The sequence below is a fragment of the Kribbella koreensis genome (genome assembly GCF_039525325.1).
In the GTDB taxonomy this organism is placed as follows: Bacteria; Actinomycetota; Actinomycetes; order Propionibacteriales; family Kribbellaceae; genus Kribbella; species Kribbella koreensis.
This window is the reverse complement of sequence record NZ_BAAAHK010000024.1, coordinates 218,898-234,347: the sequence shown is the minus strand read 5'-3', so window position 1 is coordinate 234,347 and position 15,450 is coordinate 218,898. Positions and strand designations below refer to the sequence as shown.

14 protein-coding genes are annotated in these 15,450 nt (G+C 67.9%); 5 read left to right on the top strand and 9 right to left on the bottom strand.

What is annotated here, in order from left to right; genetic code table 11:
- The first annotated feature begins 19 nt into the window (after positions 1–19).
- Together ABD116_RS40585 and ABD116_RS40580 are read left to right on the top strand one after the other, a co-directional pair.
- Positions 20–985 (top strand): helix-turn-helix domain-containing protein, encoded by a 966-nt coding sequence (locus ABD116_RS40585; protein ID WP_343983815.1) that lies wholly within the window; start codon positions 20–22, stop codon positions 983–985.
- Positions 986–1,105: 120 nt separating this feature from the next.
- On the top strand, positions 1,106–4,732 hold the full coding sequence (locus ABD116_RS40580) for a S8 family peptidase (protein ID WP_343983812.1): 3,627 nt from the start codon (positions 1,106–1,108) through the stop codon (positions 4,730–4,732).
- Positions 4,733–4,768: 36 nt separating this feature from the next.
- Here ABD116_RS40580 and ABD116_RS40575 read toward each other — a convergent pair whose 3' ends face one another.
- The 7 genes from ABD116_RS40575 to ABD116_RS40545 all read right to left on the bottom strand — a co-directional run bounded on the left by ABD116_RS40575 (position 4,769) and on the right by ABD116_RS40545 (position 10,846).
- The gene (locus ABD116_RS40575) at positions 4,769–5,803 is read right to left on the bottom strand and encodes an LLM class flavin-dependent oxidoreductase (protein WP_343983809.1); all 1,035 of its coding nucleotides are present in this window, start codon (positions 5,801–5,803) and stop codon (positions 4,769–4,771) included.
- On the bottom strand, positions 5,800–6,420 hold the full coding sequence (locus ABD116_RS40570) for an NADPH-dependent F420 reductase (protein WP_343983806.1): 621 nt from the start codon (positions 6,418–6,420) through the stop codon (positions 5,800–5,802). The genes ABD116_RS40575 and ABD116_RS40570 overlap by 4 nt, the downstream gene beginning before the upstream one ends.
- Positions 6,417–6,881 (bottom strand): MarR family winged helix-turn-helix transcriptional regulator, encoded by a 465-nt coding sequence (locus ABD116_RS40565; RefSeq protein ID WP_343983803.1) that lies wholly within the window; start codon positions 6,879–6,881, stop codon positions 6,417–6,419. The genes ABD116_RS40570 and ABD116_RS40565 overlap by 4 nt, the downstream gene beginning before the upstream one ends.
- Positions 6,882–6,966: 85 nt before the next feature.
- Positions 6,967–9,009, bottom strand: a complete 2,043-nt coding sequence (locus tag ABD116_RS40560; RefSeq protein WP_343983800.1) for a DUF1906 domain-containing protein — start codon at positions 9,007–9,009, stop codon at positions 6,967–6,969.
- 210 nt (positions 9,010–9,219) lie between these two features.
- Complete coding sequence (locus ABD116_RS40555) at positions 9,220–9,798, bottom strand: DUF6036 family nucleotidyltransferase (RefSeq protein ID WP_343983797.1); 579 nt, start codon at positions 9,796–9,798, stop codon at positions 9,220–9,222.
- Positions 9,795–10,316 (bottom strand): helix-turn-helix domain-containing protein, encoded by a 522-nt coding sequence (locus ABD116_RS40550; protein WP_343983794.1) that lies wholly within the window; start codon positions 10,314–10,316, stop codon positions 9,795–9,797. Before ABD116_RS40550 ends, ABD116_RS40555 begins: the two co-directional genes overlap by 4 nt.
- A 140-nt stretch (positions 10,317–10,456) precedes the next feature.
- Positions 10,457–10,846, bottom strand: a complete 390-nt coding sequence (locus tag ABD116_RS40545; protein ID WP_343983791.1) for a VOC family protein — start codon at positions 10,844–10,846, stop codon at positions 10,457–10,459.
- Positions 10,847–11,136: 290 nt separating this feature from the next.
- Here ABD116_RS40545 and ABD116_RS40540 point away from each other — a divergent pair, with 290 nt between their 5' ends.
- Entirely contained in the window at positions 11,137–11,634 is a 498-nt protein-coding gene (locus ABD116_RS40540) for a DUF2505 domain-containing protein (protein WP_343983788.1), read from the top strand.
- A 117-nt stretch (positions 11,635–11,751) separates the two neighbouring features.
- Positions 11,752–11,943, top strand: coding sequence for a hypothetical protein (locus ABD116_RS40535; protein WP_343983784.1), 192 nt, complete (start codon positions 11,752–11,754; stop codon positions 11,941–11,943).
- A 113-nt stretch (positions 11,944–12,056) separates the two neighbouring features.
- Here ABD116_RS40535 and ABD116_RS40530 read toward each other — a convergent pair whose 3' ends face one another.
- The gene (locus tag ABD116_RS40530) at positions 12,057–12,920 is read right to left on the bottom strand and encodes an alpha/beta fold hydrolase (RefSeq protein WP_343983781.1); all 864 of its coding nucleotides are present in this window, start codon (positions 12,918–12,920) and stop codon (positions 12,057–12,059) included.
- Positions 12,921–13,058: 138 nt separating this feature from the next.
- Between ABD116_RS40530 and ABD116_RS40525 the strand changes: the two genes are divergently transcribed.
- Positions 13,059–13,715, top strand: a complete 657-nt coding sequence (locus ABD116_RS40525) for a TetR/AcrR family transcriptional regulator (RefSeq protein ID WP_343983778.1) — start codon at positions 13,059–13,061, stop codon at positions 13,713–13,715.
- Positions 13,716–13,817: 102 nt separating this feature from the next.
- Here the strand turns inward: ABD116_RS40525 and pruA are convergent, their stop codons facing one another.
- Positions 13,818–15,446, bottom strand: a complete 1,629-nt coding sequence (gene pruA, locus ABD116_RS40520; protein ID WP_343983775.1) for an L-glutamate gamma-semialdehyde dehydrogenase — start codon at positions 15,444–15,446, stop codon at positions 13,818–13,820.
- Positions 15,447–15,450: the final 4 nt, after the last annotated feature.

The window sequence follows — 15,450 nt, the reverse complement described above, 5'->3', positions numbered from 1 at the left end:
CGACGGCACCAGGGTTGTCATGAAGGCTGCCGGCCTTCCCGAGTCCAAGGAGGCGACGTACCTCGCACTTGTCCGGCAGGGCAGCGCCTCGGTCCCCCAGCTCGCCGAACGCGTCGGCCTGAGCATCGTCCAGGTACGCCGGGCCGTCGCCGCCCTGCAGCGTGAGGGGTTCGTGCACCGTACGCCGCCGCCGCAGGAGCTGGTCGTCGCGGTGCCGCCCGATCTGGCGGTCCAGCAGTTCATCCAGCAGCAGGAGCAGGAGCTGATCCGGACTCGCGAGGCGGCTCAACGGCTGGCGGCGGAGGCGTACCGGAAGCCCACGAGCCGGCGGACCGAGGAGCTGATCGAGATCGTCTCCGGTCAGGATGCGGTCGGCTGGGCCTTCGACCGGGTGCAGCTGTCGGCGCAGAAGGAGTTCCGGGGGCTGGTCGCGGCGCCGTACGTCGCATCGGCCGAGGTGAACAAGACCCAGCTGGATCGCCAGGCGGCGGGTGTCGCGTATCGGGTCGTCTACGACAGTACGGCGCTGGAGGACCGGCTACTGTCCGCGAGCACGGTCACGCATGTGGAGGCGGGCGAGCAGGCCCGGATCGCCGATACCGTGCCGACCAAGCTCGCGATCGCGGACCGCGAGCTCGCGTTGCTGCCGCTGGACTGGACGACGTCCGCGCACGATGCGGCGCTGCTGGTCCACCCGAGCAGCCTGCTGGATGCGCTGGTCGCGCTCTTCGAGACCGTATGGATGCGCGCCAGCCCGTTGTCGGTGACTGCGGTGGACGAGCTGACCGCCGAGGCGACGATGTCCGCCGAGGACCGGTACCTGTTGTCACTCCTGGTCGCCGGGCTGACCGACGACGCAGCCGGGGCGCGGCTCGGGATCAGCCGGCGGACGGTCGCGCGGCGGGTACAGCTGCTGATGGAACAGACCAACTCGCGCTCCCGGTTGCAACTCGGCTGGCAGGCGCGTGAGCGCGGTTGGCTCTGACCGTCTTGGTCGTGGCTTCTTTGCGCCACGAAAGTAAGTAGTACTCCATGTTCTGACCTGCCTTTAATCAGGGCTCCACCGACCTTTGGAGCCCCCTTGCTGCCCTCCTCCAAACGTGGGGTGATCGCACTCGGCGCCGCCCTCGCCCTGCTCGCGACCCCCGGCCTGTCCCAGGCCGCCCCGCCGCTCCCCAGCCCGGGGCTCAGCCGTGCTCTTCCGCTGCAGACCGTCACCCTGATCACCGGCGACAAGGTGACCGCGGCCGTCACCGCCGACGGTCACACCACGGCGACGGTGCAGAACGCGGCCGGTCGGCCGGCGGGCGCGCACATCATGACGTCGGGCAAGGACACCTATGTCTACCCCGACGCCGCGCTGCCTTACCTCGCTTCCGGCGTACTCGACGAGCACCTGTTCAACGTCACCGAACTGCTTGCCGACGGCTACGACGACGCGCACAGCAAGCAACTGCCGCTGATCGTCACGTACACGGACGCCGCCGCTCGCAAGCAGGCTGTCCCGTCCGGTGCCCGCCGCACTCTCGAACTGAGCAGCATCCAGGGCGCAGCTCTCACCGCTGACCGGTCCCCCGCCTTCTGGACCTCCCTCACTCCGTCTTCCAAGCGGGTGGCAGGCCCGGCCAAGCTGGGCGGCGGGATCGCCAAGATCTGGCTGGACGGCAAGGCCAAGGCGACGCTGGCCGACACCACCGCGCAGATCGGCGCACCCGAGGTCTGGGCCGGCGGCGACACCGGCCAAGGCGTGGACGTCGCCGTCCTGGACACCGGTATCGACGCCGCGCACCCCGACTTCGGCGGCCGGATCGCTGCCTCGCAGAGCTTCGTCCCCGGGCTCGACATCACCGACCGGCACGGCCACGGCACGCACGTCGCCTCGACCATCGCCGGTACCGGCGCAGCCTCGGGCGGGGTCGAGCGAGGTGTCGCGCCCGGCGCCAACCTGCACATCGGCAAGGTGCTCGACAACGACGGCAGCGGGCAGGACTCGTGGATCCTGGCCGGGATGGAGTGGGCCGCCCGAGACCAGCACGCCAAGGTGATCAGCATGAGCCTCGGCTCCGGCCCGACCGATGGCACCGACCCGATGAGCCAGGCGGTCAACCGGCTCAGCGCCGAGACCGGCGCGCTGTTCGTCATCGCCGCGGGCAACGACGGCCCCGGCCCGTACTCCGTGAGCGCACCCGGGGCGGCCGACGCCGCCCTGACCGTTGGCGCAGTGGACAGCGCCGACCGGTTGGCCGGGTTCTCCAGCCGCGGCCCGCGTACCGGCGACAACGGGCTCAAGCCCGACCTCACGGCTCCGGGCGTCGACGTGCTCGCCGCGCGTTCGCAGTACGCGCCGGAAGGTGAAGGCTCGTACCTGACGATGAGCGGTACGTCGATGGCGACCCCGCACGTCGCCGGCGCCGCCGCGTTGCTCGCGCGGACGCATCCTGACTGGACCGGGCAGCAACTGAAGGACGCGCTGGTCAGCACGACGAAGACGACGCAGCAGTACAGCCCGTTCGCGGCCGGCAGTGGTCGGCTGGATGTGGCTGCCGCGGTTCGCAGTACCGTCTTCGCGACCGGCTCCGCCTTCTCCTTCGCGACCTGGCCGTACCCGGCCTCGCAGACCGTGCAGAAGGACGTCACCTACACGAACACCGGCGCTTCGGCGGTCACGCTGGACCTGGCGTTGAAGACGCAGGGCATCCCGGACGGCCTGTTCAGCCTCACGGCACCTTCCGTGACAGTGCCCGCTGGCGGTACGGCGACGGTTGGAGTGGTCAGCCACCTTGGCGCTGCAGTTGAGGACGCCGGCTACAGCGCAGTACTGACTGCCACCGGCACTGACGGCGTACTGCGCACGCACACGCCCGTCGGCATCACCAAGCAAAGCCAGCGGGTCAAGCTGACCGTTAAGTCCTCGCTGCCTGGCGTGCTGATCATGAAGGACATCAAGCGCGACACCGTGCCGAAGGCCTACGAGGTCGACGCGACCGGCAAGCTCGAACTCAGCATCCAGCCGAGCACGTACGCCGCTTGGCTGTACGCCGATGCGCGCGGACTCGACAGCCCGCACTCGCTCAGCCGGGTCGTGCTCAGCGATCCCGAGGTGGTCGTCGACGGCGATCGGACGCTGACCTTGGACGCGTCGAAGCTCCGCAAGGTCGCGGCGACCGCTCCCCAGCAGACGGTCAACAGCTATGTCCGGGTCGATCAGTACCGCAGCTATGGAGATCTTCATCGGTTTGTCGACACGTATCAGCTCGAGCCGTGGATCTACGACAGCCTGTGGGTGACTCCGACCCGCAAGGTCACGCAGGGGTCGTACACGTTCGCATCCCGCTGGCGTGAGGTGCAGTCGCCGCTGACCGTCGGTTCCTTCGACGTGAACGTCCAGAGCTGGTCACCTTCCTTGCCGGCGGGCACGTCCGCCTACCCGGTCGTCGTGGCCGGCAATGGTTCAGCGGCCGACTTCGCGAAGGTCGTTGCCCGCGGCAAGATCGCGGTCGTCCATCGCAACGATGCGGTTGCCCCGACCGAGCAGGCCGCGGCTGCCTTCAAGGCCGGTGCCAAGCTCTTGCTGATCCTCAACGACGGCTTCGGACCGTTGGACGCCTGGGCCGATCTACCGCAGGAGGAGACACCGTCGCTGCCGGTGGCTTCGCTCGGCACCGATCGGGCGCAGCAGTTGCTCGACCGGATCCAGCGTGGTGGCCGGGTGCTGGTGGTGACGGCGCATCCGCAGCCGGAGTACCTGTACGACCTGGTGCAGCACCATGACGGCGCGATCCCGGCCGACCCGTCGTACCGGCCGGGTCCGGGTGAGCTGGCCCGGATCGACGAGTCGTTCCGGGACACGAAGCAGGGTGACGCGGTCGACATCCGCTACGACCTCTCCGCCGACCTCACCTGGGCGGTGGGCGCGGACGCGACGCCAGTCCTTGCGCAAGGCAACTACACGGCATGGGTGACTGCCGCGCCCGGGGTGAAGTGGCTGACCCAGACCGCTGTCACCGATCTGATGCTGTTCGGGTCCTCGACGGCGTACAAGCCGCGGAGTACGACGAAGGAGACCTGGTTCGGCGGGATCCAGCGTCCTCGGCTCCTTGCCGACAACGCGATGAGCACACCGCCGTCGCGGGTGGGCGACATCATCAGCACCTTCGGGATGCCGGGGTGGGGCGATGGGCGCCACGAGGGCACTGTGTATGGCGGGATCACGCTGAACACCTCGCTCTACCAGGGTTCTCAGCTGGTGGGCGAGGGTGCTGACTTCGTCTCGGCGGAGGTGTCGCCGGACAAGCTTCCGTACCGGCTCGTCGTCGACACGACGCGTGACCTGCCGGGTCGGCCGTACTCGCCGCGGACCCGGACGGAGTGGGGCTTCATCTCCGACAACGCCGACTACCGGTTCTTGGAGACGCTGCCGCTGATCCAGCTCGACTACGGGATCAGTACGGATCTGAGCGGCCGGGCGTCGCGGCGTACCGACATCGCCGTGACGCCGTCCCACCTGGCCGGCGCGTCCGGCGCCGGCGTGATCAACACCGTCGGCTTGGACGTCTCGTACGACGACGGCGCCCACTGGAAGGCCTTGTCGTTGCGCCACTCCGGCAACGACTGGATCGGCCGCCTGGACGCGCCGTCGAAGGCCGGCTTCGTGAGTCTGCGGGTGACAGCCCGGGACAAGGCCGGCAACAGTGTCAGCCAGACCATCGACCGGGCGGTCGGTCTGCGCTGATTTTCCCCAGGCGGGGTCCGGGGACTGGTGGCGCTGCTAGGCCATCAGTTCCCGGACTCGCGGGGCGACCTGGGTGCCGAAGAGTTCGATGTTCGTCAGCAGGGTCTGGTGGGACAGGCCGCCCATACCGTACTTGAGGTCGAAGCGGGTGGCCTTGAGGTTCTTCAGGTTCGCGGCGATCTTCTGGGCGACCGTCTCGGGTGAACCGACGAACAGGGCGCCCTTCGGGCCGACCTCGGCCAGGTACTGGGACTTGGTCGGGATCGCGAATCCGCGGGTCTTGCTCATCCGCGTGATCACCTCCCGGTAGGGCTCCCAGAACTCCTCGCGGGCCTGCTCGTCGGTGGCGGCGACGTGGCCGGGCGAGTGGACGCCGATCGGCAACGGGTCGCGGCCGAACTGCTCGAGCGCACGGTGGTACAGGTCGGAGAAGGGCGCGAAGCGCGACGGGCTGCCGCCGATGATCGCGAGCATCAGGTTGAAGCCGTAGTGCGCGGCGCGGATCACGGACTGCGGGCTGCCGCCGACGCCGATCCAGGTCGGCAGCGGGGTGTCCAGGTGCGGTACGACGTCCTGGTCATGGAGGGCCGCGCGGGTCTTGCCTTCCCAGCTGACCGGGCCGCCCTTGAGGAGCTCGGCGAAGAGGTTGGTCTTCTCCTCGAAGAGGGTCTCGTAGTCGGCGAGGTCGTAGCCGAAGAGCGGGAACGAGTCGATGCTCGAGCCGCGGCCGAGGATGACCTCGGCGCGGCCGTTCGAGACGGCATTGAGGGTCGAGTAACGCTGGAAGACCCTGACCGGGTCGTCCGAGCTGAGGACGGTGACGGCTGAGCCGAGGTGGATGTTCCCGGTCCGGGCGGCGATCGCGCTGAGCACCACGTCGGCGGCCGACAGCGGGAAGTCGTCGGTGTGGTGCTCGCCGATACCGAAGAAGTCGAGGCCGGCCTCGTCCGCTTTCACACCTTGCTCGACCAGGTCACGGATGGTCTGGGCGTGCGAGACCGGCCGGCCCTGTTCGTCGGAGGTGACGTCGCCGAAGGTGTCCAGCCCGAGCACGAGCGGGAAGTCTGTCATCGCTGCATCTCTTTCTGCATTGTTGATTCTTGGAGTGGAATGCCGAACGCGGGACCGCCCGGTTGGAGTAACCGGCCTGCGGCCAGGCTTTCGAGGATCACCGGGGCGTAGCCGATGGCGTCGATGACCTCGGCAACTGTTCGAGTTGCGGGCCTTGTGCCCGCGATGCCCATCGCGCGGCGGTCCGGATCGCCTGGTTCGCGCCGGTCGTCCGCCAGCTCGTGGTACCCGAGGTGGTTGAAGGTCTTCACCACCGTCGATCTGCTGAGCTTCTGCTGGACGACCTCGCTGCTGGTCAGCAACGGGTTCTCGAACAGCTCCTGTACGCCGTCGACCGGCGGCCAGTAGTTCATCGTGTCGATGACGAGCTTGCCTTCGACGATGGCGGGGTCGAAGGCCGCGAACTTGTGGAGCGGGATCGCCAGCACGACGAGGTCCGCATCGGCGGCCGCATCCGCCGCCCAGAGCGCCTTGGCCCCCGGCACTATCACCTGCGTGATCAACTCGATCCTCGCCGGATCCCCCGACGCCGCGATCGACACGTCGTACCCGGCCTCGACCGCGACCCGCGCGATCACCGGTCCGACATGTCCGGCCCCCAACACCGCGATCCTCATCGCCGCAGATGCCTTTCCAGCGACTGCAGGATGTCCTCGAGAGCGTCGAACTGTGCCGGCGTCAGCGCATCCGCAAAGTGCTTCTTGATCGCCTTCGCGTGCGGCGCCGTAGCCCTCCGGAACGCATCCGCGCCCTCCTCGCTGAGCACCACCTCGGCGCCACGGCTGTCCGTCGCGCAATCCTCCCGCCGGATCAGCCCCCGCTTCTCCATCCGCCCCAACTGATGCGAAAGCCGGCTCCGCTCCCACTCCATCTGCTCAGCCAGCCGCGACGACCGGCTCCGCTTCCCCTCCGCCTCACTCAACGCCAGCAACACCCGATAGTCAGCCGGCGACAACCCTGAATCCTCCGCCAACTGCACACTCAACCGCCGCCGCAACTCATCAGTCGTATCCACCAGCCCCCGCCAAACCCCCAACTCCCCCACCGACAACCGCCGCCGCCCGACCACCACGTCCACCTCAAATCTGATTGATGTATCAATGATGACACGTCAATCAAATCCTCGGAAAACTACCCCGCCTCGCACGGAGACGGGGTAGTTGTCAGCTGACGGTGAGGACCTTGGCGACTGTTTGGGTGCCTTGGTGGTCCGCGTCGGCCAGCCAGACGACGCGGTAGGTGTAGGTGCCGCGGGCGGTCGGCTTGATGGCGTAGGTGTACTTGCCGTTGGCCGAGAGCTTGGCGTTGGTCACCGCGACCCACTTGGTGCCTGACTTGCGCTGCAGGTAGGTCTTCGTGCCGGCGTGGGCCGGGTTCAGGTAGCCGTAGAAGACACTGCTCGCACCCAGCTTGATCGCTGCCGGGGACAGGTAGCTCGACATCGCCGGGTGCACGGCAACCGTCACGATCGGGCTGGCCGAGCCCAGCACGTCGGTCCTGCCGTTGTAGGTCCACATGTACCGCGTGGTGACGGACGGCTTGTGTACCGCTGCGACGGCACCGGTAGTGGACGACGTCACCGTCGCGACGGCGGTCCACTTCGACGCGTTGATGGCCTTGGCGTACAGGGTGACCGGTACGCCGGACAGCACCGCGCCGGTGTCCAGGCGCTTGACCTGGCTCTTCAGGGTGACCGACCCGGTGTACATGATGGACGCAGCGCTTGCGGCGGCGCTGCTCGAAGTACCGGCGAGGTACTTGTCAGCACCCGGGCTGAACTTGCCGTACTTGTCCTTGACCCAGATACGGAAGGTGTAGCCGGTACCGCTCACCAGGCCGCCCGCATTGACAGCACTGATGCTCGGTCCCGCGTAGACCGCCGTGCCGGAGGTCGGTAGCGCTGGGGCGACCTTGCCCGCGTTGCGGCGTACGACGACCTGGCTGATGGTCGTGGAGGGCAGGGTCCAGCGCAGTACCGCAGACCCGTTCCGGCCGGTGCCAGTGACACCAGTGACGGCTGCAGGCGGCATGGTCAGGTCCAGCATGTTCTCGTCGACACTGAGCGTCACACCGTTGTAGGTCCGGCTGACGTCGCCTTCGTTCTGGTGCACCCGCTGGTGCGCCGCCCAGTAGCCGGCCGGGATGAACCGGCTCGTGAGGACCGGCGTGTTCTTCCAGTGGGCGAACCACAGGTTGTCCGGCCGCGTGTACGCCGTACTGGTGTAAGCGCTGGCCAGGTCCGCCCCACCGGACGACGCGCCGACGTACGCGCCACCGACGTACCCGCGGGAGTTCAGCTCCTGCGTCCAGCCACTCAGGTACGAAAGCACCGAAGCCTTGCAAGCCGCTGTCGTCGTGTAGTGCTCGATGTCGCTGTAGATCGCACTCCGCGGCGCGAAGCCCAGCGCCTGCGCTGCAGCGACCGCGTTGGCCGCGGCCGTCCGGCCTTCGGCGACTGCCGTGGCCGGGGTGGTGGAGATCTTGTTCGAGAAGCCGGTGCAGGGCGCCTGCTTACCGACGTCGATCAGGAGGAACTGCCAGCCGGCGCTGTCCTGCGCGGCGACCCATTGCGGCGTCAGGTTGGGCTGCGCAAGGCAACCACGGGAAGTGCCACTGATGTAGATGCCGATCGCGCGGTAGGGCGAGTTCGGCGCCTTCCAGGCATCCATGGTGCTCTGGGCCGGCGCGTCGCAGATGTCGAACGCCGGCTGGTAGATGTTCTTGGTCGCGATGATCGAAGGCGTCACCTGAACCGCCCGCGGCGCCTGAACCGCATTCCTCTTCGCCGTGGCCGTCACCCGACCACTAGCAAGCACCTTGCGGGCCGTCTGATCCGCCCCAGGCACGTAGTACGCGGTCGCCAACACCCCAGCGCCCTCAACCGCAACCTGCAGCTCACCCTCGCTCGACCTCGCCGGCGCGGTGAGCGGCGCAAGCACCAGCCCTTCACCCCGCCCCACAAGATGCGCTGGGCAATCGGATTGCGCAGTACTCCGCCCCAGGTAGACCGCCGCCCGATCGAACCGCACACAAGCAGTCGGATCCTTCGCCAGATCCACCACAGGCCAGCTGGCAGGCACACTCACCTCGTACCCCAGATACGAAACAATCTTCGTATCCTCAGCCCCCGCCGCCCCAGCCCCGGCAACCACCCCACCAACCAACGCAACCACCGTAGAAACCACAGCAGCCCTGAAAACCCTCACCAAAACTCCTCACGTAGCCACCCCCGTAGCCCTGAAACCCTACCGACGCAAAGGTCCTCCCTCCCCACCCGACCACTGCAACTTCCTGCAATCCGCCAACTCCTGCGTCCCCCACGCCCCGCCGCTCCTCGCTCCTGCGTCGCGGTGTGCGCCCCGGACCGGCGACGTCTCTACCCGTCTTTCGCGCACCGCCGGCCCGATTTGCTCCGCTCAGACTGATTGACTGGCCAGCAGCCGTGCGGCCCTGACCGCCAGGAGGTGCGTCTCGCGACCGATATCGTTGCCGTCGAGGATGAACTCGAGCGAATCCTCATCGGTGTAGTAGCGATGGATCAGCCGTTCGAGGTCGTCGGCCGACGCATGCTCCATGGAGAGACGCTTGGCCAGGGCAACGATGTCGGCAGCATCCTTGCGGCGCTGGGCGACCAACTTGGTCGCCAACAGGAACTCGTCGCTGGCATACGTAATGTGCAGGCCGGGCGCCTCACCCCGCCGCAGTGCCCCCTCCGGCAAGGGCGGCATCCACGCACTGGCACTGGTATTCAGCCAGTCTTCGGGAAGCTTGCGCTCACGCGCCATCACACGAGCTTCCTCGATCACGGCCTCATCGCGGGTGATGGCGTCGACGTCCTCGGTCCGGCGGGGACTGTCGTCGGAGGTAACGGCGATCGCGGCGCCTCCGACGACGAAGACCGCCGCGGAAATGCCACGTGCCGTCAGGCGCTGGTCGAGGTCCGACAGAAGATCGACGATCTCACCGGCCGTGAACTCGTTGCGTGGGTCGCTCACGCTGTCATCAGGTCGCGAGCAGGAACGAAGATGTTCGCCCGTGCCAGGTAGGCGGGAGTCTGCTCGACGATCTCATCGCGATCCAGAAATGGATGCTCGGGGATCCATGGCTCAGCGAGCGCCTCGGTCCGGCTCCACTCGGGTGGCTCCTCGCCTGCTGCCTCGAACTCGTGCGCGGTCAGAACAGCAAGCAGAGTGTCGAAGCTCGCCCGGCCGGTCGTGGCCGGCGCCGCCTCCCAAGCGGCTTCGGAACCATCATGACGGCGCAGCAACAAGCGCAGATGGTCGCGCCCCTGAAGCAGCATCCGCCAAGCCCAATCGTCATCGCTCGCCTCGCGAATGGCCGCCGCGGTAGCCGGAGCAGTCATGATCCGGTACTCCCGCGCCGCGTGAAGGGCATGAGCAATCCGTCCGGCCCGCAAGAAGAACTGCGCCGTCGGCCTGGTCCGGCCAGAACGGTAGGTCGAGAAGCGGGAGGCAGAAGTGCCGAGCGCAGCAGCGAACGCAGCCTGAGACATCCCACTCTCAACGAGAGCACGATCGAGCTGCTCACAAACCGCCCGACTGTCCTGGTCCACCTCAGCACCTCCTCACACCCTTATCTAATCAGATAATAGTCATAAGATCCGGTCAAGCCAACCACCCCGGTAGCCGCGGCCTACGCGACGCAGAACTCGTTGCCTTCGGGGTCGAGCATGACGACGTGGTGCAGGTGGTCGCCGTCGGACTCCTCTCGGATCACCGTGGCGCCGGCGGCCACCAGTTCAGGGGCCTTGGCGCGGATCAGGCGGTCGCGGCCGGTCAGGTCCCAGGGGCTTCGCCGGCTACGCGGATGTCGATGTGCATACGGTTCTTGGAGGTCTTTGGTTCGGCGACATCGAGGAGCCGATGGCTGGGCCTTTGCCGGCGGGGTCGACGATCGAGGCGCCTTCGGGGTCGTCGTAGCCGGGCTCGGGGACGTAGTTCGATGCGAGCGCCCAGAAGGTTGCGAGTCGGCGCGGGTCGCGGGCGTCGCAGCCGAGGGTCCAGTGGGTTGCCATTCCGGCACGCTAGCGGTCGACCCGGACGATGAGCTTCCGGATGCGAAGGGGGCGCTCCGGCATCGGCCGGGGTACTCGGCGGGTGATTCAAGGGCGAAGTGGTCGCGCCGGTCGTTGAGGTCGAGGCCGTGGGCAACCACGTGCGGGGGTCGGGGTGCCACCTGGGTGGTTGCACGACGGAAGAGCGGTAATTGTCACCGGGTGGGTGGGAGCGCCCAGAGCGGGGACCGGCGGAGGAGCGAGCGGCGGCGGGCGCGTGGGCGGGTCGTAGTACGGGGGCAGTGTCATGATGTGCGGCATGGAGCTGAAGATGTCGGCGTCTTATGACGCCACCCCTGAGGAAGTCTTCGCGATCGTCACCGACGCTACTTTTCGCGAGCAGGCCTGCGAGAAGACCAAGGCGTTGTCGTACGACGTCAAGGTGAGTCAGTCCGGTGCGGACACCGTGGTGCGGGTGCAGCGGGAGATGCCGTCGGACGATGTGCCGGACATCGCGCGGAAGTTCGTCGGTGGCACGCTCACCGTCGTACAGACCGAGACCTGGCACCCGGCGAACGCGGACGGATCGCGGAACGCCGATGTGAAGGGCGAGATCGCGAACACGCCGGTCACCCTCAAGGGCAGCGCGAGTATCACCTCGACCGGTGGCGAGACCGTGCAGGCGATCGACCTGGACGTGAAGGTCGCGGTGCCGCTGATCGGCAAGAAGATCGAGCCGTTCGTCGTGGACGCGATCCGCAAGGGGCTGCAGAAGGAGCACGACCTCGGCCGCGACTGGCACAACGGCGACAACTGATCGCGCCCGCCGGCGACTGACCGTCCGGCGACAACTGGCGCCGCGAGCCGTGTCGCTGACCTGGTGAACCCACCTCCGATGGCAACCTGAGAAGGACTTATCGGAGGTGGGTTTCTGATGCGTACCCGACGCCGCGGCCCGATCGACGACACCTGGTACTGCGTACTCTGCGACGACACGGTCCCGTTCGAGCGGGTCAATCCCGGCGATCACCCCGCCGACGACCTGTCCGACGAATGGATCTGCGTGGCCTGCGGCTCGGCGGTCCTGATCGCCCCCGCCGCACAAGCCCTCCACCGCACCGCCTGACGGCAGCCGGCCCCGGCAACCACCGCGCCGCACCGCAACCGGTCGGCAGCGGGTAAAGCAACGGCGCGGATGCCGGCTCCCCTGCAGTGCCGGCATCCGCGCCGCCCCCAGGTCTAGAGCGGCGGGCCGAAGCCGCACAGCACGTGTGACGCGTGCGCCGGGTCGAGCGCATTGGCGACCAGCTGCGCCACAGTCGGATCGAACGCAAGCCCCACATGCCCGACCGGATCAAGCGGGCAGGTGTCCTGGACGAATTCGTTCCGCACGCCAGGCTCCCGGATGAACGACGTCTCATGCGGCGTCACCAACAGGTCCGCCCGCGAGGCGATCACCGTGTACTTGACCCCCGCCTGCGCGATCGGCCCAGCCGTCAGCTTCGCCACCTCGGCTCCACCCACGATGATCTCGTCGCAAGCCGGGCAGCCGAACTCCCGTAGTACCTGGTCGACCAGCGGTCGCAGCCCGAGGTAGTCGCCGACGCTCACCAGACCGCCGAACGTCGTCCCGTGGGTCGGCGGCGCGAGCGCGACCACCTTGCCGACCTTGCTTGCGTACCCGCGAACCTTGGGCCCGTACAGACTCTGGAACCCACCCTCCGAGTGCCCGACGATGTCCACCTTCGCCGCCCCCGTGCTCGCCCGCACGCGATCGACGAACGCCTCGATCTCCGCCGACGACTGGACGATCGAGACCGTCCCGCCGACCGGGATGGCCGGCGTCGCCTGGCCATAGGTGAGCGTGAAGGCGCAGTACCCCTTCGCCGCGAGGTACGGGCCGAGGAACGAGTAGTTGCCCGGCCCGTTGCCGCCCAGACCGTGCAGCAAGACCAGCGGGTTGGGGTGCGCGGCCGACGGCTTGCAGGACCAGTTGTCGAAGCCGGAGCTGGGTGCGGCGGCCTGTGCCGAGGCAGTGAAGGTACTAGCGAGCAGTGCAGCGGCCACCAGGCTGGCTGCGGCTCGCCGGAGAACAGTTCTCATAGCGGCTCCCGAGGGGCAGTGTCGTTCGGTGACGACGGGATGACCGACAGTGGAGCACGTCTCGCGGTTATGAACAAGCCTTCGTGTTCATAACTCGCCGAGTGGTTATCAACCAGCCACCGGGGGTAACGTCGCTCCATGGGGCGAGTGATCAGAGGTCTGACGGCCGAGCAGCGCAAAGCCGAGCGCCGCGAGCAGCTGCTCGACGCCGCGCTCGACCTGATCGCCGCGCACGGCTACCTGGGCACGTCGATCGAGCAGATCTGCAGTACGGCGTACGTCGGGACGAAAAGCTTCTACGAGGTCTTCGACAACCGCGAGGACTGCTACGTCGCGCTGCTGCAGCGGACGTCGGAGCGCCTGATGGCGGACATGATGGCGGTCGCGGCCCGGGCCGAGGGCAACGAACGCCAGGCTGTCCCCGGCATCGTCGCCGCCTTCGCGCACGCGCTGCTCGACGACCCACGAGTCGCCAAGGTCACCTTCGGCCAGGCCGGCGGCATCTCCAAGACGGTCGAGCGCCAACGCCGCACCAACCGCCGCTGGGCCGCCGGCTTCCTGGAACAGATCTGGGACCGGTACGACGAAGTCCCCGACTCCGCCGACCCCCTGGCCCGCGACGAGACCGACCTGCGCGCCCGCCACGCCATCGCCATCGGCCTGGTAGGCGGCCTCTTCGACCTGATAGCCGACTGGCTCCTGGACGCCGACCCCTTCATCCCCGACCAGGTAGAAGCCCTGATCGAAGACCTGACCTCCTTCTACATCACAGTCCGCCGAGGCCTGACGGCCTGACCCGCCCCTGAACACCCAGCTGCACTTCGAGGCCTCAACACTCCAACCCGCAATGCGAGCACGGGCGGGGCCAAGTACCTGGCCCCCGCCCGTAGAAGCGGCCTAGCCCTGGTGGGGGTAGCGGTAGTCGGTGGGTGGGGTGAAGGTTTCTTTCATCGAGCGGGGGCTGGCCCAGCGGATCAGGTTCCACATCGAGCCGGCCTTGTCGTTCGTACCGGAGGCGCGCGCTCCACCGAACGGCTGCTGGCCGACGACCGCGCCGGTCGGCTTGTCGTTGACGTAGAAGTTGCCGGCGGCGAAGCGCAGGTACTCCGCGGCCTCGGCGACCGCGTGCCGGTCCTGCGCGATGACCGCGCCGGTCAGCCCGTACGGCGCCGAGTTCTCCATCTGCTTCATGACCTGCTCGAAGTCACCGTCCTCGTACACGTGCACACCGAGGATCGGCCCGAAGTACTCGGTCGAGAAGATCTCGTCCGTCGGGTCGTCCGAGACGAGCAGCGTCGGCCGGACGAAGTAGCCCTCGGAGTCGTCATAGGTGCCACCGGCAAGGACCTCGATGCCGGCCGTCTGCTGGGCCCGGTCGAGCGCCGCCTTGTGCTTGGCGAAGGCGCGGTCGTCGATCACGGCGCCGATGAAGTTCGACAGGTCCGTCACGTCGCCCATCGTCAGCGAGTCGGTCTCGGCGGCGATGTCGTCGCGGATCTGGTTCCAGACGCTGCGCGGGACGTACGACCGGCTGGCGGCCGAGCACTTCTGACCCTGGTACTCGAAAGCACCCCGGACCATCGCCGTCTTCAGCACCGCCGGGTCCGCCGACGGGTGCGCCAGGATGAAGTCCTTGCCACCGGTCTCGCCGACCAGTCGCGGGTACGTCTTGTACGCCGAAATGTTCGTGCCGACCGTGCCCCACAACGACTGGAAGGTCTTCGTCGAGCCGGTGAAGTGGATGCCGGCCAGATCCGGGTGGGTCAGCGCCGCCTTGCTCACGTCGATGCCGTCGCCGGTGACCAGGTTGATCACACCGGCGGGCAGCCCGGCCGCCTCGAACAGCCGCATCGTCCAGTGCGCCGCGAACTGCTGCGTCGGCGACGGCTTCCAGACCACCGTGTTGCCCATCAGCGCGGGCGCGGTCGGCAGGTTGCCGGCGATCGCGGTGAAGTTGAACGGGGTGATCGCGTAGACGAAGCCCTCGAGCGGGCGGTAGTCGACCCGGTTCCAGATCCCCGGCGAGGAGATCGGCTGGTCGTTGATGATGTTGCGCGCGAACGCGACGTTGAAGCGGAGGAAGTCGATCAGCTCGCAGGCGGCGTCGATCTCGGCCTGCTGGACCGTCTTGGACTGGCCGAGCATGGTCGCCGCGTTCAGCGTGTCGCGCCACGGGCCGGCCAGCAGGTCGGCGGCCTTGAGGAAGACCGCCGCGCGGTCGTCGAAGGACAGCGCGCGCCAGGCCGGAGCGGCCGCGAGGGCCGCGTCGACGGCGGCCTTGCCGTCAGCTTCGGTCGCGTTGCCGAGGGTGCCGAGCACGTGGGCGTGCTTGTGCGGCTGGACCACCTGGAACGGCGTACCGCCGCCGAGCTTCTGCTCGCCGCCGATCGTGCAGGTCAGGTCGATCGCACCGGCCGCGTTGAACTCCTTGAGCTTCGCCTCCAGGCTGGCCCGTTCGGGCGAACCGGGTGCGTACCCACGCACGGTCTCGTTGATCGGAGTGGGTACTGCGGTGACGGCATCCATGGTG

Bases quoted from the DNA above. Each gene is read 5' to 3' on its own strand.
- pruA (WP_343983775.1), bottom strand. From the start codon at position 15,446: ATGGATGCCGTCACCGCAGTACCCACTCCGATCAACGAGACCGTGCGT.
- ABD116_RS40570 (WP_343983806.1), bottom strand. From the start codon at position 6,420: ATGAGGATCGCGGTGTTGGGGGCCGGACATGTCGGACCGGTGATCGCG.
- ABD116_RS40575 (WP_343983809.1), bottom strand. From the start codon at position 5,803: ATGACAGACTTCCCGCTCGTGCTCGGGCTGGACACCTTCGGCGACGTC.
- ABD116_RS40530 (WP_343983781.1), bottom strand. From the start codon at position 12,920: ATGAGAACTGTTCTCCGGCGAGCCGCAGCCAGCCTGGTGGCCGCTGCA.
- ABD116_RS40540 (WP_343983788.1), top strand. From the start codon at position 11,137: ATGGAGCTGAAGATGTCGGCGTCTTATGACGCCACCCCTGAGGAAGTC.
- ABD116_RS40550 (WP_343983794.1), bottom strand. From the start codon at position 10,316: ATGTCTCAGGCTGCGTTCGCTGCTGCGCTCGGCACTTCTGCCTCCCGC.
- ABD116_RS40525 (WP_343983778.1), top strand. From the start codon at position 13,059: ATGGGGCGAGTGATCAGAGGTCTGACGGCCGAGCAGCGCAAAGCCGAG.
- ABD116_RS40535 (WP_343983784.1), top strand. From the start codon at position 11,752: ATGCGTACCCGACGCCGCGGCCCGATCGACGACACCTGGTACTGCGTA.
- ABD116_RS40585 (WP_343983815.1), top strand. From the start codon at position 20: ATGAAGGCTGCCGGCCTTCCCGAGTCCAAGGAGGCGACGTACCTCGCA.